Annotated in this window: 22 protein-coding genes; 7 read left to right on the forward strand and 15 right to left on the reverse strand. The window is 64.4% G+C overall.

The genetic code is table 11. From position 1 onward, the window contains the following. Nucleotides 1-6: 6 nt before the first annotated feature. From ACF8K2_RS17790 to ACF8K2_RS17800, 3 genes are read right to left on the reverse strand one after another with little or no spacing between them, the layout of a single operon-like run. Nucleotides 7-1,200 (reverse strand): SGNH/GDSL hydrolase family protein, encoded by a 1,194-nt coding sequence (locus ACF8K2_RS17790; RefSeq protein ID WP_392466483.1) that lies wholly within the window; start codon nucleotides 1,198-1,200, stop codon nucleotides 7-9. A gap of 2 nt (nucleotides 1,201-1,202) precedes the next feature. Beyond that, nucleotides 1,203-2,339 carry a DUF459 domain-containing protein gene (locus ACF8K2_RS17795; RefSeq protein WP_392466485.1) on the reverse strand — a complete coding sequence of 379 codons (1,137 nt, stop codon included), beginning with the start codon at nucleotides 2,337-2,339 and terminating at the stop codon, nucleotides 1,203-1,205. Further along, the gene (locus ACF8K2_RS17800) at nucleotides 2,326-3,729 is read right to left on the reverse strand and encodes an MBOAT family O-acyltransferase (protein WP_392466488.1); all 1,404 of its coding nucleotides are present in this window, start codon (nucleotides 3,727-3,729) and stop codon (nucleotides 2,326-2,328) included. The genes ACF8K2_RS17795 and ACF8K2_RS17800 overlap by 14 nt, the downstream gene beginning before the upstream one ends. Nucleotides 3,730-3,971: 242 nt before the next feature. Between ACF8K2_RS17800 and ACF8K2_RS17805 the strand changes: the two genes are divergently transcribed. The 4 genes from ACF8K2_RS17805 to ACF8K2_RS17820 all read left to right on the forward strand — a co-directional run bounded on the left by ACF8K2_RS17805 (nucleotide 3,972) and on the right by ACF8K2_RS17820 (nucleotide 9,131). Beyond that, nucleotides 3,972-4,214, forward strand: a complete 243-nt coding sequence (locus ACF8K2_RS17805; RefSeq protein ID WP_186556633.1) for an exodeoxyribonuclease VII small subunit — start codon at nucleotides 3,972-3,974, stop codon at nucleotides 4,212-4,214. Further along, nucleotides 4,211-5,098: a (2E,6E)-farnesyl diphosphate synthase gene (gene ispA, locus ACF8K2_RS17810; RefSeq protein WP_186556632.1), complete on the forward strand. Its 888-nt coding sequence runs from the start codon at nucleotides 4,211-4,213 to the stop codon at nucleotides 5,096-5,098. Before ACF8K2_RS17805 ends, ispA begins: the two co-directional genes overlap by 4 nt. Before the next feature lie 125 nt (nucleotides 5,099-5,223). Then, the gene (gene dxs, locus ACF8K2_RS17815) at nucleotides 5,224-7,119 is read left to right on the forward strand and encodes a 1-deoxy-D-xylulose-5-phosphate synthase (RefSeq protein WP_392466492.1); all 1,896 of its coding nucleotides are present in this window, start codon (nucleotides 5,224-5,226) and stop codon (nucleotides 7,117-7,119) included. A 119-nt stretch (nucleotides 7,120-7,238) separates the two neighbouring features. Then, nucleotides 7,239-9,131 carry a TonB-dependent receptor domain-containing protein gene (locus ACF8K2_RS17820; RefSeq protein ID WP_392466494.1) on the forward strand — a complete coding sequence of 631 codons (1,893 nt, stop codon included), beginning with the start codon at nucleotides 7,239-7,241 and terminating at the stop codon, nucleotides 9,129-9,131. Here ACF8K2_RS17820 and ACF8K2_RS17825 read toward each other — a convergent pair. The 12 genes from ACF8K2_RS17825 to nrdR form a co-directional block, all read right to left on the reverse strand. Next, nucleotides 9,109-9,921 carry a cobalamin-binding protein gene (locus ACF8K2_RS17825; protein ID WP_392466496.1) on the reverse strand — a complete coding sequence of 271 codons (813 nt, stop codon included), beginning with the start codon at nucleotides 9,919-9,921 and terminating at the stop codon, nucleotides 9,109-9,111. The genes ACF8K2_RS17820 and ACF8K2_RS17825 overlap by 23 nt on opposite strands. Further along, nucleotides 9,921-10,340: an MFS transporter gene (locus tag ACF8K2_RS17830; protein WP_186556628.1), complete on the reverse strand. Its 420-nt coding sequence runs from the start codon at nucleotides 10,338-10,340 to the stop codon at nucleotides 9,921-9,923. Before ACF8K2_RS17830 ends, ACF8K2_RS17825 begins: the two co-directional genes overlap by 1 nt. Then, the gene (gene ribA / locus ACF8K2_RS17835) at nucleotides 10,337-10,954 is read right to left on the reverse strand and encodes a GTP cyclohydrolase II (RefSeq protein WP_186556627.1); all 618 of its coding nucleotides are present in this window, start codon (nucleotides 10,952-10,954) and stop codon (nucleotides 10,337-10,339) included. Before ribA ends, ACF8K2_RS17830 begins: the two co-directional genes overlap by 4 nt. A gap of 179 nt (nucleotides 10,955-11,133) precedes the next feature. Beyond that, nucleotides 11,134-11,886 (reverse strand): substrate-binding periplasmic protein, encoded by a 753-nt coding sequence (locus ACF8K2_RS17840; protein WP_392466499.1) that lies wholly within the window; start codon nucleotides 11,884-11,886, stop codon nucleotides 11,134-11,136. A 17-nt stretch (nucleotides 11,887-11,903) separates the two neighbouring features. Then, a complete protein-coding gene (locus ACF8K2_RS17845; protein ID WP_312151861.1) occupies nucleotides 11,904-12,407 on the reverse strand; it encodes a phosphatidylglycerophosphatase A in 504 nt (167 codons plus the stop codon). Then, entirely contained in the window at nucleotides 12,404-13,369 is a 966-nt protein-coding gene (gene thiL / locus ACF8K2_RS17850; protein ID WP_392466502.1) for a thiamine-phosphate kinase, read from the reverse strand. Before thiL ends, ACF8K2_RS17845 begins: the two co-directional genes overlap by 4 nt. Before the next feature lie 18 nt (nucleotides 13,370-13,387). Then, nucleotides 13,388-13,888, reverse strand: coding sequence for a transcription antitermination factor NusB (gene nusB, locus ACF8K2_RS17855; RefSeq protein WP_186556623.1), 501 nt, complete (start codon nucleotides 13,886-13,888; stop codon nucleotides 13,388-13,390). Beyond that, the gene (gene ribE / locus ACF8K2_RS17860; protein ID WP_003255395.1) at nucleotides 13,885-14,361 is read right to left on the reverse strand and encodes a 6,7-dimethyl-8-ribityllumazine synthase; all 477 of its coding nucleotides are present in this window, start codon (nucleotides 14,359-14,361) and stop codon (nucleotides 13,885-13,887) included. Before ribE ends, nusB begins: the two co-directional genes overlap by 4 nt. Before the next feature lie 90 nt (nucleotides 14,362-14,451). Continuing rightward, nucleotides 14,452-15,543 carry a bifunctional 3,4-dihydroxy-2-butanone-4-phosphate synthase/GTP cyclohydrolase II gene (gene ribBA, locus ACF8K2_RS17865; RefSeq protein WP_186556622.1) on the reverse strand — a complete coding sequence of 364 codons (1,092 nt, stop codon included), beginning with the start codon at nucleotides 15,541-15,543 and terminating at the stop codon, nucleotides 14,452-14,454. 18 nt (nucleotides 15,544-15,561) lie between these two features. Continuing rightward, on the reverse strand, nucleotides 15,562-16,227 hold the full coding sequence (locus tag ACF8K2_RS17870; RefSeq protein WP_264236589.1) for a riboflavin synthase: 666 nt from the start codon (nucleotides 16,225-16,227) through the stop codon (nucleotides 15,562-15,564). Nucleotides 16,228-16,270: 43 nt separating this feature from the next. Next, entirely contained in the window at nucleotides 16,271-17,401 is a 1,131-nt protein-coding gene (gene ribD / locus ACF8K2_RS17875; protein ID WP_392466506.1) for a bifunctional diaminohydroxyphosphoribosylaminopyrimidine deaminase/5-amino-6-(5-phosphoribosylamino)uracil reductase RibD, read from the reverse strand. 2 nt (nucleotides 17,402-17,403) lie between these two features. After that, the gene (gene nrdR, locus ACF8K2_RS17880) at nucleotides 17,404-17,868 is read right to left on the reverse strand and encodes a transcriptional regulator NrdR (protein WP_186556619.1); all 465 of its coding nucleotides are present in this window, start codon (nucleotides 17,866-17,868) and stop codon (nucleotides 17,404-17,406) included. Nucleotides 17,869-17,973: 105 nt separating this feature from the next. Here nrdR and ACF8K2_RS17885 point away from each other — a divergent pair, with 105 nt between their 5' ends. From ACF8K2_RS17885 to trxA, 3 genes are read left to right on the forward strand one after another with little or no spacing between them, the layout of a single operon-like run. Next, nucleotides 17,974-18,426 carry a YbaY family lipoprotein gene (locus ACF8K2_RS17885; RefSeq protein ID WP_186556618.1) on the forward strand — a complete coding sequence of 151 codons (453 nt, stop codon included), beginning with the start codon at nucleotides 17,974-17,976 and terminating at the stop codon, nucleotides 18,424-18,426. Then, on the forward strand, nucleotides 18,427-19,086 hold the full coding sequence (locus ACF8K2_RS17890) for a class I SAM-dependent methyltransferase (protein ID WP_392466509.1): 660 nt from the start codon (nucleotides 18,427-18,429) through the stop codon (nucleotides 19,084-19,086). 31 nt (nucleotides 19,087-19,117) lie between these two features. Further along, on the forward strand, nucleotides 19,118-20,005 hold the full coding sequence (gene trxA / locus ACF8K2_RS17895; protein ID WP_392466512.1) for a thioredoxin: 888 nt from the start codon (nucleotides 19,118-19,120) through the stop codon (nucleotides 20,003-20,005). The last annotated feature ends 100 nt before the right edge of the window (nucleotides 20,006-20,105 follow it).

Here is a 20,105-nt window from a genome sequence, read left to right on the forward strand (position 1 = left end):
GCCGCCTCAGCGCAACCGAAGCGACCCTTTCAAGAACTCATACAACCCCGCCGCACTCTTGCGATAACCCTCGCCAGTCAGGTGCACCAGATCCCCTCGCGCCAGCCCCCCGGCCTGCCACCGGGCAATCGAACATGGCCCGCCCATGTAGGCCTGCCAATCCCAGAACAACGCCTTGTGTTTCTGCGCCATCTGCCGCTGCACCCGCACCACCCCAGCCAACGGCTGTGGCTGCTTGGCTGCGCATGAACGCGCCTTGCGCTGCTTGATCGAGTCCGGTGGCCCGACCAACAAGATCGCCGCCCGCGGCAACTGCTTGCGCAAGCTGCTCAGGGTCGCATCGAGCTGAGACTGGTACAGCGCCAGGTCGAGCTTGTCATCGAACGCCTCGTTGGTGCCGTAGGCGAGGATCACCAGGTCCGGTCGCAACAGCTTGAGGCTGTCTTGCCAACCGGGCTGCCACTTATCCACAACCTCCAGACGCGCACCATTGATGCCCAGCGAGGAATAGGTCACCCCGGCATTCTTCTGCCCCTGGAGGTACCAGCCACCCAGCAGCACACCCTCGCCCCCCTCCAGGCCTAGCTGCATCGGTAGGCCAAGATTGTTAAACGCTGGGCTCAAGCGCCACTGACCGTTGGTGGCTGGCAGCATGCGCCGCTGATTGCCATTGGCGAGCAAGGTGCTGTTACGGCTGGCCTGGTACAAGGCAGACACCTTGTAACGCTGCGCATCGGCGTCGCGCGCTTGCAGGTTCACCTTAGGCCGGGCTGCGAGCGGCAACGACAGGTAGCCGCCCAGAGGAAACTGGCTGCTCTGCTGGTTACGCGCCGAGATCAACTCCCACTGGCGGCGCTCACTGTTGATGATCACCCGATCATTGCGGATACCCGGCACCGAGGTCGCCGGCACCAGGCCGATACCACCATCGCCATAGCGCGCTTGCAGCAGACGCCGTAGCTCGCCACTGAACAGGTCGGCGGCGGTATGTGAGTCACCCAGCTGGACAATAGAGACAGGCGCACGCCTGGCGTTGCGCAACTTGTCGGCGAACACGCCGAGGTTGCCGTCCTGGCGAGTGGCGGGCGCGGTGGCAACTTTGGCGGGCGCAGGCTGGGCCGGCACGCTCACACCGGCACTGCAGCCGGGCACGCTGCTGATCAGCAGGGCCAGGCCCAGCAGGTGATGCCATTGGCGCATGGTCAATGTCCTGTAACGGTGAGGGCCGGGAAGCTGATCAGCGACAGTACCTGCGCCGCAATCATCTTCTGCCCGGTGATGGTGAAATGCACGCCGTCGTCATAACGGACTTTGATTCGCTTGCCTTGCGGCGACTGCACGGTAAAGGAGAACTGCTCGTCCGGATAGCCGAGGAACGGGTTGGCCGAAACGAAGTGCTGGCCGAACAGCGTTGCCTGCTGCTGGTACAGACCACTGAGATAGGCCATGGCCGAAGACAGCCGCGGTTGATTCATATTCGGCGGCCCGACCCAGATCACCTGGACCTGATGCGCCCGTGCCTGCTCGAGAATCGCATCGATGCGGGCGCGATAGGCCACTTCCCACTCCGGCGACTTGAAGCGCAGGAACGGCTTGCCCTTGCCCTGGGGCATATCCCACGGATCGTTGGGGCCAAGGAACACCACCATCAGGCGAATGTTCGGCTCACGCTCAAGGGTCTGGGCGACGGTCTTGGGCCAGTTGAAGAAGCCCGGGTAGGCCAGGCCGGTACTCTGCCGACTGAGGTTGACGGTCTTGATTTGATAGCGCTTGCGCAGGCTGTTGGCCAGATGCGGCGCGACCCCCTGCATCAGTGAGTCGCCGACCAGGAATACCTCATCACCGGCCGCCAAGGCTGCCACGGTGCCCGGCTGTAATAGCGGTGGCGCAGTTGACGGACGTGTGGGCGCCGGCGCGGCGGCGACTGGCGGCGTCACAGCATCAGCTGCTACCGATGGCGCCGCCGCAGTGTGCACGGCCCTAGCTGGCGGCTTGCTCGGCAGCAGTGGTCGCTCCAGATCGACCGTCACCACCGGCATTGGTGGCGGTAGCACTTGCGGCTCTGGCGCCTTGGCGAGCTGGGTCTGGCGCTCGAGGCTGTCGAGGAAGCTGTCGCGCGCCTCGCCCAATGCCGTGGTCAAGCCCGCGCCCAGGCGCCAGGCCGGCAATTGGCCAATGACCGGCAGCTCACAGCTCTGGTGATACTTCTGCTGGCAATAGAGCTTGATCGAGTCCTGGTTCAGCCAGAACAACAACAGCGTGGTGACGACGATGGCGTACAGCGCCTTGGCCGCGCTCAGCTGCACCTGGGACAACGACGTGGCATTAGAAGCTGGCATAAATGAACCCCGGCACACCCGACTGCGAAGCGAAGATCACCAGCGACACGAACAACGCCAGCGGGATCGGATAGAGCTGCCAGGGCAACCGCTGGCTCGCGGCGAACCCCTGGCGTAGCAAGCTCAGCCACTGGGGATAACTGGCCACCAACAGCACGCTTGCCAGAATCAGCAGGCCGCTGGACGAATTCAGCCCCGCGACACTGACCTGGGCAATATCGCCGAGCATTTCCAGGGCGCTGTCCAGGGTTGGGCTGCGGAAGAAAATCCAGGCGAAGGCGACGTAATGGAAGGTCAATAGGCGAGCCAGCAGCCCTGCCCCAGGCAGTCGGGCAAAGCCAGGCAACAACGGGTCGAACAGCTTATAGATCGCCAGACCGACGCCATGCAGCGCGCCCCAGATAATGAAGTTCAGGCTCGCGCCGTGCCACAGGCCGGACACCAGCATGGCCAGCAGCATGTTCAGGTTGCCCCGCCACACCCCCTGACGGTTGCCGCCCAGCGGGATGTACACGTAATCGCGGATGAAGCGCGACAGGCTGATGTGCCAACGCGCCCAGAATTCCTTGAGGTTATGTGCCGCGTAGGGGGCGTTGAAGTTGTCCGGCAAGCGCACCCCCAATAGCAGGGCGATACCGGTGACCAGGTTGGTGTAGCCGCTGAAGTTGAAATAGATCAGGAAGCTGTAACCATACACGCTCAGCAGCACCTGCTCGGGGCTGGCGCTGCCGGGGGTGTCGAACACCGGATCGACCCACTCGCTGCCCAGCCAGGCGCTGAAGAAGAACAACTTCACCACCGCCAGGGCGATCAGCCCCAGCGCACGCTGCGGCTCGAGTACCTGGCGCATGGCCTGTGGGCGAATCTGCGGCAGCATGTGCGCTGCACGATTGACCGGCCCCGCCACCAGGCTGGGGAAGAACGCCAGGTACAGCGCCAGATCCAGCACGGGCACAGGCGCAAGCTCACGGCGATTGATCGACACCAGGTAGCTGACCGAGTGGAAGGCATAGAACGACAGCCCGATCGGCACCAGCAACTCCAGAATCGGCAGCGAAACCGTCAGCCCCAGCGCTGCCAGCGCGCTCTGCGCACCCGCGACGAAGAACTCCTGGTACTTGAATAGATAGAAGCAGCCCAGCACCAGGGCCAGTAACAAGACCGGGTTGAACCAGCGCCCGGGATAGCGCGCTGTCAATTGTCCGAGCAGGTACACCAGTGCGCTGTAGCCGAGCAGGATGTACAGCGATTGCAGGCTGAAACTGGCCACCAAGGCATAACTGGCGGTCAGCAGCAGCGCATTCTGCAAACGCACGCTCCAGCACAGGCTCCAATAGAGCAGGAAGAACAGCGTGAAGCACAAGCCGAATTCGATCGAGAGGAAGCTCACAACGTAGTCCGTTACGTGACGTGGAAGAAGGGGCGGCGGCTGCCATGCAAGCCCCGGCGCAGAGCGCGCGGGATTATGGCAGAGGGGTCAGAACGCCACAATCGGACAGACTCTGAAATTGCAATACGAATATTCGCAGGCAAATGAAACAAAATGCGACGAACGATAGGCCTCGGCAATTTGCTCCCCCTGCCCCGCTCTGCTAGTGTCGCGCCGTTCTGAATGCCACCGAGACAGTCGCCATGGCCCGCAAAAAAACCTCCATCGATTTCGAACAATCCCTCGCCGATCTGCAAGCGCTGGTCGAGCGCCTGGAGAACGGTGAATTGTCGCTGGAAGAGTCGCTGGCCGCCTTCGAGCAAGGCATCGCCCTGACCCGTGATTGCCAGGGCGCCCTGGCCCAGGCCGAGCAAAAAGTGCAAATCCTGCTCGAGCGCGACGGCGAGCTGGCCGCTCAGCCGTTCGACGCGGAGCCGCAAGAATGATCAATAGCTACCAGGCCACCTGCCAGGCACGCGTCGATGCCGCTCTCGAACAGCTGTTCCAGGCGCCGTCGGCAGAGCTGCAGCGGCTCTATGAAGCCATGCGCTACAGCGTGATGAATGGCGGCAAGCGCGTGCGCCCGCTGCTCGCCTATGCCGCCTGCGAAGCCTTTGGCGCGCCGGCCGAAGACGCCAATGGCGCGGCCTGTGCGGTCGAACTGATCCACGCTTACTCGCTGGTCCACGATGACCTGCCGGCGATGGACGATGACGACCTGCGCCGTGGCCAGCCGACCACCCATAAAAAATTCGACGAAGCCTGCGCGATCCTCGCTGGCGACGGCCTGCAGAGCCTGGCCTTCGACGCCCTGCTCGACCCGCGCCTGAGCAGCCAAACCGCTGCCACCCGCCTGGACATGGTGCAGACCCTGGCCAAGGCCGCCGGCCCTGCCGGGATGGTCGGCGGGCAGGCCATCGACCTCGGCTCGGTGGGTTTGAAGCTCGACCAGCAAGCCCTGGAGTACATGCACCGGCACAAGACCGGCGCCCTGATCGAAGCCAGCGTGCGCCTCGGCGCCTTGGCCAGCGCGCGCGCCGAACAGGCCCAACTGGATGCCTTGCAGGTGTATGCCCAGGCCATCGGCCTGGCCTTCCAGGTGCAGGACGATATCCTCGACGTCGAGAGTGACACCGCCACCTTGGGCAAACGCCAGGGCGCTGACATAGCCCGTGACAAACCGACCTATCCAGCCTTGCTTGGCCTGGATGCGGCCAAGGCCTACGCGATCGAGCTGCGCGACCAGGCGCTGGCTGCATTGCAGGGCTTTGGCGATAACGCCGAGCCGCTGCGCGCGCTGGCCCGCTATATCGTCGAGCGGCGCCACTAAACTAAGCAGATCTCGCCACGCCGCCGGTATTGCTTCAGCAAGCTTGGACCGCCCCCCTGTGAATGGGCAGCTTCCTACACAATGGGGTAAACTGCCGCGTCTTCAAACCTATAACGACTCGCCTGATGCCCACGACGTTTCAAGAGATCCCCCGCGAACGCCCGGTCACCCCGTTGCTGGACCGCGCCGATACGCCCGCCGGCCTGCGCCGGCTGGCTGAAGCCGACCTGGAGAACCTGGCCGACGAATTGCGCCAGGAGTTGCTCTATACCGTTGGTCAGACTGGCGGGCACTTCGGCGCCGGCCTCGGCGTGATCGAATTGACGGTTGCCCTGCACTACGTCTTCGACACCCCGGACGATCGTCTGGTGTGGGACGTCGGTCACCAGGCCTACCCGCACAAGATCCTCACCGGCCGCCGCCAGCGCATGCTCAGCCTGCGCCAGAAGGATGGCATCGCCGCCTTCCCGCGCCGCGTCGAAAGTGAGTACGACACCTTCGGCGTCGGCCACTCCAGCACCTCGATCAGTGCCGCGCTGGGCATGGCGATTGCCGCCCGCCTGCAAAACAGCCCGCGTAAATCGATCGCGGTGATCGGTGACGGCGCGCTGACTGCGGGCATGGCCTTCGAGGCGTTGAACCACGCCCAGGAAGTCAACGCCGACATGCTGGTGATCCTCAACGACAACGACATGTCGATCTCGCGCAACGTCGGCGGGTTGTCCAACTACCTGGCCAAGATCCTCTCCAGCCGCACCTACGCAAGCATGCGCGAGGGCAGCAAGAAGGTCCTCTCGCGCTTGCCTGGCGCCTGGGAAATCGCCCGGCGCACTGAAGAATATGCCAAGGGCATGCTGGTTCCCGGCACCCTGTTCGAAGAGCTGGGCTGGAACTACATCGGCCCGATCGACGGCCACGACCTGCCGACCCTGATCGCCACCCTGCGCAACATGCGTGACCTCAAGGGCCCGCAGTTCCTGCATGTGGTGACCAAAAAGGGCAAGGGCTTCGCCCCCGCCGAGGTCGACCCGATCGGCTACCACGCCATTACCAAGCTCGAACCTGCCGACAAACCGGTCGCGCCGAAACAAGCCAGCGGCCCTAAGTACTCCGCCGTGTTCGGTCAATGGCTGTGCGACATGGCCGCCGCCGACAATCGCCTGGTGGGCATTACCCCGGCGATGAAGGAAGGCTCGGACCTGGTGGCGTTCAGCGAGCGCTTCCCCGAACGCTACTTCGACGTGGCCATTGCCGAGCAGCACGCCGTGACCCTGGCTGCGGGCATGGCCTGCGAAGGCGCCAAGCCGGTGGTGGCGATCTACTCGACTTTCCTGCAGCGTGCCTACGACCAGCTGATCCACGATGTGGCGGTGCAGAACCTCGATGTGCTGTTTGCCATCGACCGCGCCGGCCTGGTCGGAGAAGACGGCCCGACCCATGCTGGCAGCTACGACTTGTCGTACCTGCGGTGCATCCCCGGCATGCTGGTGATGACCCCGAGCGATGAGAACGAGCTACGCAAGATGCTCAGCACCGGCCACCTGTACAACGGCCCGGCTGCCGTACGCTATCCACGTGGCACTGGCCCGAATGCGCCGATCAGTGGCGATCTTGAGCCGCTGGAAATTGGTAAAGGCGTGGTCCGTCGCCAGGGCGAGAAAGTCGCTCTGCTGGTGTTCGGCGTGCAATTGGCCGAGGCCCTGCACGTGGCTGAGCAGATCAACGCGACCGTGGTCGACATGCGCTTCGTCAAACCACTGGATGAGGCCTTGGTACGCGAGCTGGCGGCCAGCCACGAACTGCTGGTGACCATCGAAGAGAACGCCATCATGGGCGGCGCGGGCGCTGCGGTGGGCGAGTTCCTCGCTCGCGAGGCGCTGCTCAAGCCGCTGCTGAACCTGGGGCTGCCGGACATCTATGTCGAGCACGCCAAGCCTGCGCAGATGCTGGCCGAGTGCGGGCTGGATGCGGCGGGGATCGAAGCGTCGGTGCGCGCGCGGATGGCCAAGCTCGGCCTCTGATTTTTTGCGGCTCAATCGCGGGGCAAGCCCGCTCCCACGCAGGCGTGGCGCTATCTGCTCCCACGCAGACAGACGCTATCTGCTCGCTTGCGTGGGAGCGGGCTTGCCCCGCGATAGCGATGGAACTGCCAGTGAAAATCCCAACCCTCACCACCCTGCTCTGCTTGCCGACCACTCTGCTGGCCGCCGAACCAGCCCGCGACGATGCCCTGAAACTCCCCGACGTGCTGATCAGCGCCAGCCGCCAGGTTGAATCGCGCGCCACCACCAGCGCCGCCAACAGCGTATTCACCCGCAGCGACATCGACCGCCTGCAACCGAGCAGCGTCAGCGACCTGCTGACCCGCGTGCCCGGCGTCCAGGTCGCCCCCACCGGGGGGCGCGGCAGCCTACCGGGGATCTTCATCCGCGGCACCAAGGCCGCCCAGAGCCTGGTGCTGGTCGACGGCGTGCGTATCGCCAATGCCACCTCTGGCGACAGCGGCCTGCAGTTTCTCGACGTCGACCAGATCGAACGCATCGAAGTGCTGCGCGGTTCGCGCTCGGCGGTCTATGGCAGCGACGCCATCGGCGGGGTTATCCAGATCTTCACCCGCCGCAGCAGCGGCCCTGGCCTGCAACCGCGCCTGCGCCTGGCGGCCGGCAGCAACCAAACCTGGCAGCGCAGCCTGGGCCTGTCTGGCGGTGACGGCGCTACCCGTTTCAGTCTGGGCGCCAGCCTGGACGAAACCGCTGGCATCGACTCGACCGGCCCGTCCTTTGCCAGCGACGGTGACCATGACGCCTATCGCAACCAATCATTCACCCTAAGCCTGAGCCACACCTTCAACGAGCGCTTCGAAGCCGGCTTGAACCTGCTCGACAGCCGTGGTCGCAGTGAATACGACAACCCTTACGGGCGCTTCGACCCGGTCACCTTCGAGAGTTTCGGCCAGAAGCCTTACACTGACTTCAGTGTCAGCAGCGTAGGCAGCTACTTCGACGCGCAGGTGAACGACGTCTGGCACTCGCGCCTGGAACTGGGCCACAGCGAGAACCGCGACGACAAGCGCGACAAACTCAGCGCTGAGCGCTTCGTCTACAACACCTACCGTGACCAGGTCACCTGGCAGAACGACCTGAGCCTGGGTGAACGCCACAGCCTGTTGCTGGGTGGCGATTGGTATCAGGACCGCGCTCAGGGCACGACCGAGTTCATCGAGGGCAGTCGCTGGAACCGTGCGGTATTTGTGCAGCATCGTTATGCCGGCGAAGGGTTCTCTAGCGAACTTGGCCTGCGCCACGACCGCAACCAGCAGTTCGGCCGCGAAACCACATTGAGTGCCAGCCTGACCCTGCCGGTAACCGAGCGCAACGACCTGCTGCTGTCCTACAGCGAGGGCTTTCGCGCACCCACGCTGAATGATCTCTACGATCCTCAGTACGGCAATCCTGAGCTCAAGCCCGAGCATTCCAAGAGTTACGAGCTGCAATGGCGCAGCCAATTGACCAGCAGCAGCCGCCTGGAAGCCTCGCTGCACCGCACCGACCTGCGTGACGCGATCATCTTCCCCGACATGCAGACCAAGCCCTACAACGTGGCCAGCGCGCGCATCGACGGGGTGGAGCTGACCCTGCATCAGCAGTGGCAAGCCTGGCAGGCCCAATTGGGCCTGGCGGTGATCGATCCGCGTGATCGCGACAGCGGGCACACCCTGGCCCGCCGCGCCCGTCGCACCCTGAGCCTGGATGTCGATCGGCAGTTCGAACGGTTCAGTGTCGGTGGCAGTTGGCAGGCGGTCAGCAGCAGCTACAACGAGGAGAAGAACCTCAATCGGCTCGCAGGCTATGGCTTGCTTGGCCTGCGTGGCAGTTGGACGGCCAGCCAGCAGATCAGGGTCGACCTGAAGTTGGATAACCTGTTGGACAAAGGCTACAGCCGTGCGCTGTACAGCTATGACAACAGCAACTACGGCTATCGCGAAGAAGGCCGCACCTGGCTGCTGAGCCTTACCTGGACCCCGGCACTCTAGCGTCGAGCACTGCGCAGAGCTTGGCGGTCGCTTCGATCATCTGCCCGCTGGGCCGCTCCAGGCCCTTGTCTGGCACCACCAGCAGCTGCTGATTGGCCGTGGCCCGCAGTTGCGGCCATGCCTTCCACGGCGTCAGCTGCGCGTTGTCAGCGGCCAGGATCACTTCTGGATCACGCGCCAGCACCGACTCTACGCTGACCAGCGGCGCCGGCTGCGTCAGGTCGGCAAAGACATTGCGCGCGCCACAGACAGTCAGCGCATCGCTGACGATCTGCTGGCCACCCAAGGTATACAGCGGTTTGTCCCACACCTGATAGAACACCGCCAGCGGCCGATCACGTTGGTAGCGCTCGCGCAGTGCTTGCAGGCGGGCACGCAGTTGCGCGGTATAGTGCCGAGCCTGCTCAGCGCGACCCACCCGCACACCGATGGTCTCGATCTGCTCGATCAGTTGGTCGAGGTTTTTCGCTTCATCACTGAAGGTAGCGATGCCCAGGCGGCGCAGCTGATCGCGCTGGGCCGGGGCAACACTGCCAGGCCAGAGCAGCAGCAAGTCGGGCTTGAGGCTGAGCAGGCGCTCCATGTCCAGCTGGCCGTGACGCCCCACCGAAGGCAACGCAGCCAACCCTGCGGGCCGTTCGCCGCCGTCGAGCATCCCCACCAGCAGGTCATCGGCGTGCAGCTCGAGCATGATTTCCGTCATCGACGGCGCCAGGCTGATTACCCGTGGCCCAGCCGCTGCGTGAGCACCACCAACCAGTAGCAACAGCAGGCAAAGAAAGACGCGCATCAGCCCAGCTGACGCGGAATGCGATAGAGGTACAGCAACACCAAGGTGGACAGCGCCAGGAGGATTTGCGCTACCGCTTCTAGCCCGACCAAGACTGACAACGCGGCGACCCAGGCGGGGATGCAGGCGAACAACATGGCCATGCGCCGCACCCGCGCCAGCTCGATCCAGGCGGCCGGCTCTTCAGGCGTACCGAGCACCTTGGAGGTGGCAATCAACGCCCGCTTGTAGGCACCGAAGCGTGGCAGGCTGAGGAACATGGTCGCGGCTCCCGCGATGAACAGTGGCATGGCCAGCACCGGGATCAGTCCGTCGCCACCACCGAAGGCCCAGGCCATCACTGGCAGCGGCAACAGCCCGACTGCCAGGTATTGCCACCAGGCCAGCGCTAGACGCCGCTTCACCTCGCTGCGGGTCACGCCTGAGGCACCTCGCCTTGGTGCTCGGTGCCCATCATATGGCCAAGCTTGCCAGCCTTGGTCGCCAGGTACAGGCGGTTGTGCGGGTTGTGCCCGGTATGCAGCGGCACGCGCTCGGCGACGTTGATGCCCATGCTGGTCAGCGCCTTGACCTTGCGCGGGTTGTTGGTCATCAAGCGCAGCGCCTTGACGCCCAGGTGCTCGAGCATCGGCAGGCACATGGCATAGTCGCGCTGGTCAGCGGCGAAGCCCAAGCGCTCGTTGGCCTCGACGGTATCGGCGCCGCCATCCTGCAGCTCATAGGCGCGGATCTTATTCAACAGGCCAATGCCCCGGCCTTCCTGGCGCAGGTACAGCAGCACGCCACGGCCTTCGCGGGCGATGGCTTGCAGGGCGGCTTCGAGTTGCGAGCCGCAGTCGCAACGCTGGCTGAACAAGGCATCACCGGTCAGGCACTCGGAATGCAGGCGCCCGAGCACCGGCTCGCCGTCAGCGATATCACCCAGGCTGAGCACCACGTGCTCACGGCCGGTGGCTTCGTCGAGAAAGCCATGCATGGTGAAGGTCGCGAAGGGAGTCGGGAGTTTCGAGGCGGCAACAAAGACGACGGGCACGTTGTGCTCCTGATAAGTAACTTGGAATTTCACGTGAGCCGATTGTATCAGCAGGCTGGCGCATATGCGCAGGCTGAATACCGTGGCTTAAGATCGAAAAGTTCGATGCTTATTGAACATTGCAGGGTGCCAGGCCGGGGAATTTGCCAGGTAAACCCGCAAAGAGGACGGGGCTCAGCTCAATGTGGTTGACTGTTCGCAGTAAAGGGATACGGCTGCTTCCAGTGCTCGAAGATCGCCTTCAGCTCGCCACTGCGCACCAACTGCTCCATGCGCCGGTCGAACAAGGCACTCAGCGCCTTGCCGTGGTCATTCCTGGCGAACGCAAGATACAACGGCAACTCGGCGATATGGGTACGCCGGAAGCGCTCAGGCCGCGCCGCTTGGGACTGCACGTAGTCCACCTCAGTCAGCGCATCAATGTAGAAATCCACCCGGTCATGCTCGAGCATGGGAAGAATTCCTTCACGCCGCTGGATCTCGCGAAATTCATGAACGTTGGGCAGGTAGCTGCCGTAGTCGTAGCCGCGCACCCAAGCCAACCGGTACTGGCCAATGTTCTCAGGGGTAGGTTCCGGCTTGCTGGCAAGGCCCAAGGCATAGATATGGTCCATGTCGAAATGCCAACGCGGATAGAGGTTGTCGTCGCTCTCTTCCTTGTAGGAGCCGACCCAGGCATCCGCTTCGCCACGTTTGACCAAGCCCACTGCGCGGCTGTAAGGCGCACTCTGGATCAGCACTTTGACCCCGGCCGGCTCGAACACTTTGCGCAGTACGTCCCAGGCCACCCCGGTGCCGTCGGCATTGGTGTAGTCGAGCCATTCTTCACTGACCAGGTGGATCTGCGCAGGGTGCTGCCCCTGCACGTTAGCGGCACACACGCTGCCGCTGAGCAGCAGCAACATAGCCAGCAACGCCGTCCTTATGCCCATCCACCCGCTCCTAAGTATCAGGCCACCGCCCACACCAGAACTTGCATGCCCAGCCAGGCAAAGACCCCGGCGAGGACATCGTCGAGCATGATCCCGACTCCGCCATGCACATGCCGGTCGATCCAGCGAATCGGCCACGGCTTGAGGATGTCGAAGAAGCGGAACATCAGGAACCCTGCGAGCAGCCACTGCCAGCCTTCCGGCACCAGCCACAGGGTGATCCACATGCCGACCATTTCGTCCCAGACAATGCCTTCATGGTCATGCACGCGCAAGTCGTTTGCCACTTTGCCGCACAGCCAGAAGCCAAACAGCATGGTCACGCCCAGCAGCAGCCAGTAGCCCCAGTCTGGCAGCATCTGCCACAGCGGGATGAACGGCAGCGCCACCAGGGAGCCCCAGGTACCAGGAGCCTTGGGTAGAGTGCCAGAGCCGAAGCCGAAGGCGATGAAGTGCCACGGGTTGCGCCAGACCGAGGGCGGAACGAACTCCGCAGGCACCTGGTTGGGGTGGTCGGTCACGGTGTCTCCCTAAAATGTTGATAGCCCCGCTGCTGCGGGGTGATGTCCTGGCCCTGCTCGTCCAGCAGGCGCACGCCCTCGCCATCGAGCACGCGGCCGACGACATGGACCGGCACACCAGCGGCGCGCAGGGATGAAAGCTGTGCCGGCGGCAAGGTGAAGGCCAGCACGTAGTCGTCGCCACCGATCAGCGCGGCCTGGCGCGCAGCTTCAGAGCCGAGAAAGCCCTGCAGAGCAGGTGACACCGGCACCTGTGCCAGGTTCACCTCGAGCGCCCGCCGGGAGGCCTTGGCGATATGGCCGCAGTCGGCCAACAGACCATCGGAGATGTCCAGGGCCGCCGTGGCCTTGCCGAGCAGGGCCTGGCCCAGGGCGAACTGTGGCGAGGGCGACCAGTAATGGGCCAGCAAGGGCCCAGCCAAGTCGGCTTCGACCTGGCGCTCACCGAGCACCAACGGCAAGGCGCCAGCAGCATTGCCCAGTTCACCACCGACACACAGCAGATCCCCCACCTGGGCACCGCTGCGCAGCAACGCCTGCCCACGTGTAACGCGGCCAAACACCGTCATGGTGATGCTCAGGGGACCACGGGTGGTGTCGCCGCCGATCAGGCTCAGGCCGCACTGGCGGGCCATGCGATTGAGGCCTTCGGCGTAAGCCTGCAGCCACTGCGCGCTGACCTCGGGCAAGGTCAGCGCCAGGGTAAAACCAATGGGCGTGGCGCCCATCGCGGCCAGATCGCTGGCGGCCACGGCCAAGGACCGCTGGCCAAGCAGCGAAGGATCGCAGACGGCAGGAAAATGCACGCCGGCGACCAGGGTATCAGTGGACACCGCCAGCTGCTGCGCAGCAGGCAGGTCCAGCAGGGCGCAGTCGTCACCAATCCCCAACGCCACGCCTTCGCCGCCCTGCGCACAGGGCGCGGCAGCGAAGTAATGGCGGATCAGCTCAAACTCACCCATGGCTGGTCAGCGCCGCAATCAGCGCTTGTACGCCTTGACTTCCGCTTCACGCAGACGCGGAGCGAGCTTGTCCAGTACACCGTTGACGAACTTATGACCGTCGGTGGCGCCGAACACTTTGGCCAGCTCCACACCTTCGTTGATCACCACGCGATACGGCACATCGGCGCGCATGATGAACTCCCAGGTGGACAGGCGCAGAACGGCCAGTTCAACCGGGTCGAGCTCTTCCAGGGCAAGGTCCAGGCACGGCGCCAGAGCCTCGTCGATTTCCTTCACCTTGGCCGGAACCCCGTGCAGGATCTCGCGGAAGTAAGCGCCGTCTACATCGGAGAAATCGTTGTCGACCCGAAACTGCGCCTCGACCTCGTTCAGCGAGTGCCGGGCCATGTGCCACTGGTAGAGGGCCTGGGTCGCGAGCTTGCGGGCTTCGCGGCGCTTGGCGCTCTTCGAGGGCTTGCCGGCATCCGCAGGTTTTGGATCGCGCGGGTTGAAACGATCGCTTTCGTCGCTAATCACTTGGCCTCCAACTGCGCCAGCAGGCTGACCATTTCCAGGGCGGACAGGGCAGCTTCAGCACCTTTGTTGCCAGCCTTGGTGCCGGAACGCTCGATGGCTTGCTCGATGGAGTCGACAGTCAGCACGCCGAAGGCCACCGGAACACCGAACTCCATGGACACCTGGGCCAGGCCCTTGGTGCATTCGCCCGCCACGTATTCAAAGTGCGGGGTACCGCCGCGGATCACAGCGCCCAGGGCGATGATCGCGTCGTAAGCGCCTTGTTGGGCGACTTTCTGTGCAACCAGCGGGATTTCGAAGGCGCCAGGAGCACGGATGATGGTGATGTCGCTTTCGCTGACGCCATGGCGTACCAGGGCATCGACGGCACCGCTTACCAGGCTTTCGACGACGAAGCTGTTGAAGCGGCCAACCACCAAAGCATAGCGACCTTTGGGGGCGATGAAGGTACCTTCGATGGTCTTCAGGGTCATTCCGGTGTTCTCATTTTAAAGAGCGAGGCCGCCGTAGACGGCCTGCAGGAGGGTTTGGACACGAGCGCCAGGGCAACTAGCGCGCCTGTGTCACTCAGAGGGCACGTATTCTACAACTTCCAGATCAAATCCGGATATCGCGTTGAACTTCATCGGCGAGCTCATCAGGCGCATCTTGCGCACGCCCAGATCACGCAGGATCTGCGAACCGGCACCGACCGTGCTGTAGGTGCTCGGCGTCTTGACCTGGGTTTCGCCGGCGCTTTCGCGGATATGCGCCAGGAGCACGTCGCCATCGAGTGGGTGGCCCAGCAGCAGGACCACGCCGCTGCCGGCCTCGGCCACCGCGCTCATCGCCGCACGCAGGCTCCAGCGGCCTGGCTGCTTGACCATCAGCAGGTCGCGCAGCGGGTCCATGTTGTGCACCCGCACCAGGGTCGGCTCTTCGGCGCAGATCTTGCCCAGGGTCAGTGCCATGTGCACATCGCCTTCGACCGAATCGCGGTAGGTGACCAGGTTGAACTGGCCCAGTTCGCTGTCCAGCGGCTGCTCGGAAACCCGCTGAACGGTACGCTCGTGGATCATCCGATAGTGGATCAGGTCGGCAATGGTGCCGATCTTCAGGCCATGTTCGGCAGCGAACACTTCCAGCTCGGCGCGACGCGACATGGTGCCGTCGTCGTTCATCACCTCGCAGATCACCCCGCTCGGCTCGAAGCCAGCCATGCGCGCCAGGTCGCAAGCGGCCTCGGTGTGGCCTGCGCGGGCCAGGGTACCGCCAGGCTGGGCCATCAGCGGGAAGATGTGGCCGGGGCTGACGATGTCTTCGGCCTTGGCGTCCTTGGCTGCGGCCGCCTGCACGGTACGCGCACGGTCGGCAGCGGAGATGCCGGTGGTGACGCCTTCGGCGGCTTCGATCGACACGGTGAACTTGGTGCCAAAGCCCGAACCATTGCGCGGCGCCATCAGCGGCAGCTTGAGGGTTTCGCAGCGTTCGCGGCTCATCGGCATGCAGATCAGGCCACGGGCGTGCTTGGCCATGAAGTTGATGTGCTCAGGCTGGCAGCACTCGGCGGCCATGATGATGTCGCCTTCGTTCTCGCGGTCTTCGTCATCCATGAGGATGACCATCTTGCCTTGGCGGATGTCTTCCACCAGCTCTTCAATGCTGTTGAGCGCCACTCGGCACCCCCTTCTCAATCAGGATTTCAGGTAGCCGTTGGCGGCCAGGAAGCTTTCGGTGATGCTACTGCCCTTGCTCGGTTCGGCAGCCTTGTCGCCCAGCAGCAGACGCTCCAGGTAACGGGCCAGCAGGTCGACCTCAAGGTTCACCCGACGACCTGGGCGGTAGTCGGCCATGATGGTTTCGGACAGGGTGTGCGGGACGATGGTCAGCTCGAACTCGGCGCCATCGACCACGTTGACCGTCAGGCTGGTGCCGTCGACGGTGATCGAGCCCTTGTGGGCGATGTACTTGGCCAGCTCTTTGGGCGCACGCACGCGGAACTGGATGGCGCGGGCGTTATCGCTGCGCGAGATGATTTCGCCGACGCCGTCGACGTGGCCGCTGACCAAGTGACCGCCCAGGCGGGTGGTCGGGGTCAGGGCTTTTTCCAGGTTGACCGGGCTGCCGCTCTTCAAGTCGTCGAAGGCGGTGCACTCGAGGGTTTCGCGGCTGACGTCGGCCCAGAAACCGTCGCCCGGCAGGTCGACGGCCGTCAGGCAGACGCCGTTGACGGCAATGCTGTCGCCGAGTTTGACGTCGCCCAGGTCAAGCTTGCCGGTCTGGACGTAGACGCGCACGTCACCGCCCTTGGGGGTCAGGCTACGGATGGTGCCGATGGATTCGATGATGCCGGTGAACATGCGGTTGTCCTCGCAAATAGGGCTGCGCTGGGCTAGCCAGGCATTATACGCCGGTGGCCGGCAGGGGGATGGCCGTGACCCGCCAGTCATCGCCGACGGCGCGCATTTCAGTGATTTTCAGCCGCGGCGCCTGGCTCATCCGCGCCAGCGGCCAGTCCAGCAGCGGCCTGGCCTGGGAGCCGAGGAAGGTGCCGGCGACGAACAACTGGAACTCGTCGATCAGGCCTAGCTGGGCGAAGGCGCCCACCAAGCCGGCGCCAGCCTCCAGGAGAATTTCATTGACGCCGCGCGCTGCCAAGGCCCTGAGCAGCCCGGGCAGGTCGACCCGGCCTTCGGCGCCGGGTAGGCACAGCAGCTCGTGACCGGCTTGGGCGTAACGCGGATCAGCCGCCGCAGCAGTCACTACCAGCGCCGGGCCTGCCTGGAAAAACGGCGCCGTCAGCGGCAGACGCAGGCGGCCGTCGATCAACACGCGCAGCGGTGGGCGTGACAGGGCCAGGGCCGTGGTTTCTGCATCCAGGCCCAACTGTTCGCCACGCACGGTCATCCGCGCGTTGTCGGCCATCACACTTTCGGCGCTGGTCAGCACCACGCTGGAGCGGGCGCGCAGGCGTTGCACGGCGGCGCGCGCGGCAGGGCCGGTAATCCACTGGCTCTCGCCACTGGCCATCGCGGTGCGCCCGTCCAGGCTCATCGCCAGCTTGGCCCGGACGAACGGCAGACCGTGTTCCATACGTTTGAGGAAACCGGGGTTGAGCGCGCGCGCTTCGCTTTCCAGCACGCCACTGGCGACTTCGATACCGGCCTCGGCCAAGCGCCGCAGGCCTTGGCCGGCCACTTGCGGATTGGGGTCTTGCATGGCTGCGACTACCCGGGCAACGCCGGCCTTGACCAGTGCCTCGGCGCACGGCGGGGTACGCCCATGGTGACTGCACGGCTCCAGGGTCACGTAGGCGCAGGCGCCTTTTGCGCGTTCGCCAGCCTGGCGCAGTGCGTGCACCTCGGCGTGCGGCTCACCGGCGCGCACGTGCCAACCCTGGCCCACCACCTCGCCGTCGCGAACGATCACGCACCCCACGCGCGGGTTGGGATGGGTGCTGTACTGGCCCTTGCGGGCCAGTTGCAGGGCTTGGGCCATGTAGTGGGCGTCGAGAATGGCGGTCTGGCTGGGCATGCTTACTCTTTAGCCGGCTCGCGGGCCAGGCGGTCGATTTCTTCGCGGAATTCGTCGAGGTCCTGGAAGCGCCGGTAGACCGAGGCGAAGCGGATGTAGGCGACTTCGTCGAGCTCGCGCAGCGCGGCCATGACCAGTTCACCCACCACCAGCGACTTGACCTCACGCTCGCCAGTGGCGCGCAATTTGTGCTTGATGTGGGCCAGCGCCGCTTCCAGCCGCTCGACGCTGACCGGGCGCTTTTCCAGCGCGCGCTGCATGCCGGCACGCAGCTTGTCTTCATCGAACGGTTGGCGTGTGCCGTCTTGCTTGATCAGCCGCGGCAGTACCAGCTCGGCGGTTTCGAAGGTTGTGAAGCGTTCGCCGCAGGCGACGCACTCGCGCCGGCGACGCACCTGTTCGCCCTCGGCGACCAGGCGCGAGTCGATGACCTTGGTGTCGTTGGCACCGCAAAAGGGACAGTGCATGGTGGCAGGCAACAAAAAAAGGGAGGGCCATGGTAGCGCATCCGACTGGCAAGACAAGCCAAAGGGGTTACCATCCAATCAATTCTGCCCGTGAAGGACTTTACCATGCACTATCGAGCGCTCGTCGTGCTCTGTCTCGCTGGCCTGATGACGGCCTGCAGCAGCGATAAACCCAAAGGCGAGCAGCCCACTGCAGCGCCCGCTCCCAAGGTCGCGAAAAAGGCGCCGGCACTGGGGCCGCTACCGGCCTACCAGCGCGAAATCAGCGGCACCTTGCTGGAGGTGCCGGCAGGCGCCGACGTCGAACTGGCGCTGCTGGTGATCGATGAACGCGACCGGCCGCAGCGCCTGCTGGCCAGCAGCAACCTGATCGGTACCGGCCAGGCCCTGCCCTATCAGCTGCGCTTCAATCCCGAGGCCTTCCCAGCCGGGGCCAGGGTCGAGTTGCGTGGCCGCGCCAGCCGCTCCGGCCAACTGATCATGCACCTGCCACCGCAGCGCATTGTTCAAGCCGCGAGCCAAGCCACTGGCCCACTGCGCTTCGAGAAGGCGCCATAGATGGCGCCGTTGCACCTGCAACAGGCCCTGAGCGGCCTGATCGGTGAAGCGCGGCTGGTCGCCAGCGAGCTGCCGCAGTGCGCCTTGAAGCTGTGGCTGATCGATTCGCAGAACATGGACCGCGCCTTCAGCAGCGAAGAAACCCAACGCATCCTCGAAGAGCCGCCGTACTGGAGCTTCTGCTGGGCCAGCGGCCTGGCCATGGCGCGCTACCTGGCCGAGCGCCCGGAGTGGGTGCGTGGCAAGCGCGTGCTGGATTTCGGCGCCGGCTCCGGCATCGCCGGCATCGCTGCATCGCGAGCGGGGGCATTGGAAGTGGTGGCCTGCGACCTCGATCCGCTGGCGTTGCAAGCCTGCCAGGCGAACGCGGCGCTCAATGAGGTCGAACTGGGTTACAGCAGCGATTTTTTTGCCGAAGCCGATCGCTTCGACCTGATCCTGGTGGCAGACGTGCTCTACGACCGGGCCAACCTGCCACTGCTCGATGCGTTTCTTAGCCGAGGCCGCCAGGCGCTGGTCGCTGACTCGCGGGTACGCGACTTCAGCCACCCGTTGTACCAGCCATTGGGGGTGCTTGAAGCACTGACCCTGCCGGACCTGGCCGAGCCACACGAATTCCGCCGGGTCAGCCTGTACCACGCCAGCCGCGAGCCTTTATAGTGGTGCCATCCAGAGATTTGCGAGAGTCGCGATGAGCCAAGCCCCAGATAGCAACGCCCTGCCGTATATTTTCGACGCCACCGACGCCAACTTCCAGCAACTGGTCATCGAAAACTCCTTCCACAAGCCCGTGCTGGTGGACTTCTGGGCCGAGTGGTGCGCGCCGTGCAAGGCGCTGATGCCACTACTGGCGAAGATCGCCGAGGGTTACCAGGGCGAACTGCTGCTGGCCAAGATCAACTGCGATGTGGAACAGCAGGTGGTTGCCCAGTTCGGCATCCGCAGCCTGCCCACCGTGGTGCTGTTCAAGGACGGCCAGCCAGTCGACGGCTTTGCCGGTGCCCAGCCTGAGTCGGCCATCCGCGCCCTGCTCGAACCGCATGTGCAGATGCCGGCGGCGCCCACTGCTTCGCCGCTCGAAGCAGCTAAGGCGCTGTTCGCCGAGAGCCGCTTCGCCGATGCCGAAACCGCGCTCAAGACCCTGCTGGGTGAAGACAACAGCAATGCCGAAGCGCTGATTCTGTATGCGCGCTGCCTGGCCGAGAGGGGTGAGTTGGGTGAGGCGCAAGTGGTGCTCGATGCGGTCAAGACCGATGAGCACAAGGCGGCACTGGCCGGCGCCAAGGCGCAGCTGACCTTCCTGCGCCAGGCTGCCAGCCTGCCGGAGGCGGCCGAGCTCAAGAGCCGCCTGGCGCAGAATCCGCAGGACGATGAGGCCGCGTATCAACTGTGCATTCAGCAACTGGCGCGTCAGCAGTACGAAGCGGCGCTCGATGGCTTGCTGAAGTTGTTCCAGCGTAATCGCGGCTATGAGAACGGCTTGCCGCAAAAGGCAATGTTGCAGGTGTTCGAGTTGCTCGGCAGCGATCACCCGCTGGTCAGCGTCTACCGTCGCAAGTTGGCGGCGGCGCTGTTCTAACAGCGCCAACGCTCATCGCGGGGCAAGCCCGCTCCCACGAGGCTCGCCACTAGGGCCTGCATGAAAAGTCTTAGGCTTTCCGTACAGAGCCTAAGCTCAC

Source organism: Pseudomonas sp. xss_2 (assembly GCF_043104195.1).
In the GTDB taxonomy this organism is placed as follows: Bacteria; Pseudomonadota; Gammaproteobacteria; order Pseudomonadales; family Pseudomonadaceae; genus Aquipseudomonas; species Aquipseudomonas urmiensis.

What these genes read in the sequence shown, in the direction of transcription:
- ribD (WP_392466506.1), bottom strand. Translation starts at nt 17,401, where the DNA reads ATGCCCAGCCAGACCGCCATTCTCGACGCCCACTACATGGCCCAAGCC.
- dxs (WP_392466492.1), top strand. Translation starts at nt 5,224, where the DNA reads ATGCCCACGACGTTTCAAGAGATCCCCCGCGAACGCCCGGTCACCCCG.
- ACF8K2_RS17795 (WP_392466485.1), bottom strand. Translation starts at nt 2,339, where the DNA reads ATGCCAGCTTCTAATGCCACGTCGTTGTCCCAGGTGCAGCTGAGCGCG.
- thiL (WP_392466502.1), bottom strand. Translation starts at nt 13,369, where the DNA reads ATGGGTGAGTTTGAGCTGATCCGCCATTACTTCGCTGCCGCGCCCTGT.
- ACF8K2_RS17805 (WP_186556633.1), top strand. Translation starts at nt 3,972, where the DNA reads ATGGCCCGCAAAAAAACCTCCATCGATTTCGAACAATCCCTCGCCGAT.
- ACF8K2_RS17890 (WP_392466509.1), top strand. Translation starts at nt 18,427, where the DNA reads ATGGCGCCGTTGCACCTGCAACAGGCCCTGAGCGGCCTGATCGGTGAA.
- nrdR (WP_186556619.1), bottom strand. Translation starts at nt 17,868, where the DNA reads ATGCACTGTCCCTTTTGCGGTGCCAACGACACCAAGGTCATCGACTCG.
- ACF8K2_RS17870 (WP_264236589.1), bottom strand. Translation starts at nt 16,227, where the DNA reads ATGTTCACCGGCATCATCGAATCCATCGGCACCATCCGTAGCCTGACC.
- ACF8K2_RS17885 (WP_186556618.1), top strand. Translation starts at nt 17,974, where the DNA reads ATGCACTATCGAGCGCTCGTCGTGCTCTGTCTCGCTGGCCTGATGACG.
- trxA (WP_392466512.1), top strand. Translation starts at nt 19,118, where the DNA reads ATGAGCCAAGCCCCAGATAGCAACGCCCTGCCGTATATTTTCGACGCC.
- ACF8K2_RS17825 (WP_392466496.1), bottom strand. Translation starts at nt 9,921, where the DNA reads ATGCGCGTCTTTCTTTGCCTGCTGTTGCTACTGGTTGGTGGTGCTCAC.
- ispA (WP_186556632.1), top strand. Translation starts at nt 4,211, where the DNA reads ATGATCAATAGCTACCAGGCCACCTGCCAGGCACGCGTCGATGCCGCT.
- ribE (WP_003255395.1), bottom strand. Translation starts at nt 14,361, where the DNA reads ATGACCCTGAAGACCATCGAAGGTACCTTCATCGCCCCCAAAGGTCGC.
- ACF8K2_RS17790 (WP_392466483.1), bottom strand. Translation starts at nt 1,200, where the DNA reads ATGCGCCAATGGCATCACCTGCTGGGCCTGGCCCTGCTGATCAGCAGC.
- ACF8K2_RS17840 (WP_392466499.1), bottom strand. Translation starts at nt 11,886, where the DNA reads ATGGGCATAAGGACGGCGTTGCTGGCTATGTTGCTGCTGCTCAGCGGC.
- ACF8K2_RS17820 (WP_392466494.1), top strand. Translation starts at nt 7,239, where the DNA reads ATGGAACTGCCAGTGAAAATCCCAACCCTCACCACCCTGCTCTGCTTG.